Source organism: Thomasclavelia sp., from assembly GCF_017889095.1.
Lineage (GTDB): Bacteria > Bacillota_I > Bacilli_A > Erysipelotrichales > Coprobacillaceae > Thomasclavelia.
Genome location: NZ_JAGHEW010000028.1, coordinates 1 through 2,531 on the forward strand (window position 1 = coordinate 1; position 2,531 = coordinate 2,531).

General features: G+C 30.0%; 3 protein-coding genes. All 3 read right to left on the minus strand.

The annotated features are described in order from the left end of the window. Positions 1-348 precede the first annotated feature (348 nt). Entirely contained in the window at positions 349-1,866 is a 1,518-nt protein-coding gene (locus tag J7M77_RS01255; RefSeq protein WP_296875192.1) for a recombinase family protein, read from the minus strand. After that, positions 1,859-2,023 (minus strand): hypothetical protein, encoded by a 165-nt coding sequence (locus J7M77_RS01260; RefSeq protein WP_296875194.1) that lies wholly within the window; start codon positions 2,021-2,023, stop codon positions 1,859-1,861. The genes J7M77_RS01255 and J7M77_RS01260 overlap by 8 nt, the downstream gene beginning before the upstream one ends. Positions 2,024-2,433: 410 nt before the next feature. Then, positions 2,434-2,531 (minus strand): 4Fe-4S binding protein (locus J7M77_RS01265; RefSeq protein ID WP_296875196.1); only part of this gene is annotated, 98 nt, incomplete at its 5' end.

A 2,531-nucleotide genomic window follows, 5' to 3' on the forward strand; every position in this document is an offset into this window, starting at 1 on the left:
CCGCCAGCGTTCATCCTGAGCCAGGATCAAACTCTCCGCTGTCTTTATCTTCCAGCAGACTCTCTGTCTGTTTCGGCTCTTTTTTCTTTTCTTCTTCTTTTTCTATCCTCTTTGGATACTGACGTTGGGTGTTCTCTTCTGTTGATTCTGTTCAGTTTTCAGTGTCCTCTGCCGGCTTTTCTGCCGACCCGTTTATCTTACACTCTTTTCTCTTTTGTGTCAACTCTTTTTTTGACTTTTTTCTCGGCCCCCCTCTTTAACGGAGCCCTCTCTTTCGAGTGCTCATCTAATTTACCACATCCCCTCCCTTTTGTAAATACCTTTTTTTACTTTTTTTTGCTTTTTTGACTATATCTTCCAATATATCTTTATTCTTTTATTTTTTGCACTTCTTATTTCTATTCGTTCAATAAAATATACTGCGATATTTTTTATCATCTTTACATCAAAAATACTATCAATTACTTTTTTATACTCTCCTTCTTGCTTAACATTTTTCAATCGATCTTCAATCTCTTTATTTTCCTGTTCACTTTTTTCCAGTTTCCCCTTAAAATCTTTTATTAATTCTAAATACATTTTTTCACTTACAATTCCATTAACTAAATCATCCGATAACTTTTTTATTATACCTTCGATTCTATTTATCTTTTGGCGATTAACTTCTTTCAATTTTTCTAACTCATTTTTCTCTTTTAAAATTTTCTTTTCAAGAATATTTGTAATTAAATAATCATAATTTACTAAATCTTTTAGCTCTCTAAACTTATTTTCCACCACTTTATCTAATACCTTTTCTTTTATGACCGTTCCTTGACAAGCACTTTTATCCTGCAATCTTAACCGACACCGAAAGTAACGTTCCTGATTCCATGTATTACTTACTAATATACTTCCACATTCTTTACATCTTAATTTACCAGCATATTTATTTTTTACCCCTTGACTATTTGATCTTCTTTTTAAATGTAATAAACTTTGTACTTCATCCCATTGATTACGATCAATAATTGCATCATGAGTATTTTCTTTAATAATCCATTCATCTTTAGCGACTCTTTTTTGTTTCTTACTTTTATACGATACACTAGTCTTACGATGTTGGACCATATTACCAATATACATTTCATTAATTAAAATCATCCGCACCGAACTAGCTGACCAGCTATGATAAATATTTCTATTTTTATAATTCAATCCCATTAACTGCTTATAGGTAGTTGGATTAGGGATTTTATTTTCATTTAAATATTGAGCAATTTTCAATTGACCCAAGCCCTTTAAATATAAATTAAAAATAGTTCGTACTACTTTAGCCGCAGTTTCATCAATAATCAAATGACCTTTGATCTTAGGATCTTTTAAATAGCCATAACAGGCAAACGAACCAATATGTTTACCATTAATGCATTTTGTTTTAAAAGTTTCTTTAATATTATCTGACATATCTTCTAAATACCACTCATTGATCAAACCATTAATCTGCCGTGCTTTTTTATTACCCTTATTAAAAGTATCTGCATTATCAATCAAACTAATAAAACGAATCCCCCAAAGCGGAAACAATCCATGTAAATACTTTTCAACAATTTCCAGTTCTCGAGTAAATCGCGATTGACTTTTACATAACACAATATCAAATTTCTTTTCCCTAGCATCTTGTAATAATCGATTAAATGCCGGACGATTTCGATCAGAACCTTTATAATCATCATCATTATAAATATCATAAACTTCCCAACTTTTTTCTTTACAATAATCTAGTAACATTAGTTTTTGATTGATGATACTTTGGCTATCTTCATGGACACTACTTTTATTATCATCTTCTTGTGACAATCGAACATAAATAGCCGCTTTATTCATCTTCATCCCCCTTGCAACCAAAAATAAAATCCAATTCATCATCACCAATTATCTGTTTTTCAAACAAATTTATTAAGATTCTATTAAATTCTTGTACTCTTTTTTTCAAATCATGATTACGATAAATACTTACACATTCTATCTCTTGCCCTTTCATCATTTCACCTCGTAAAAAATATATGCCAAGATTCTATTTTAATGCAAAAAGCACTCTTGAATAATTTCAAAAGCGCTTCGATCTTTATGGGAACTAATTAATCCCACCATGTCCTGGGTCGATAACTACCGATACATCTTTTAAAGTAAGTTCTTTGCTTGCAGGAATGCTATTTTTTATCATCACAGCCTCTATTAATATATAAACAAAAACTGTCACCAAAATAATTAGATATGTTCTTTTCATCAAATCACCTACATAATCTTATGATTATCCAAACAAATAAATGTATAAAAAGACACTTAATCATATCTTTATTACTATTTAACAATAAATCAATCATAATTATCTAAACTTTACTTTAATAACTTTCATCAAAAAAGAGTAGAAAAATTCTACTCTCTAATTGCTTATTCAAATCTTTTTGCCACATCTTGAAGATATTCAATAATTGATAAATGTTGTGGACAAACTTGTTCACATTGACCACAAGCAATACAATCACTAG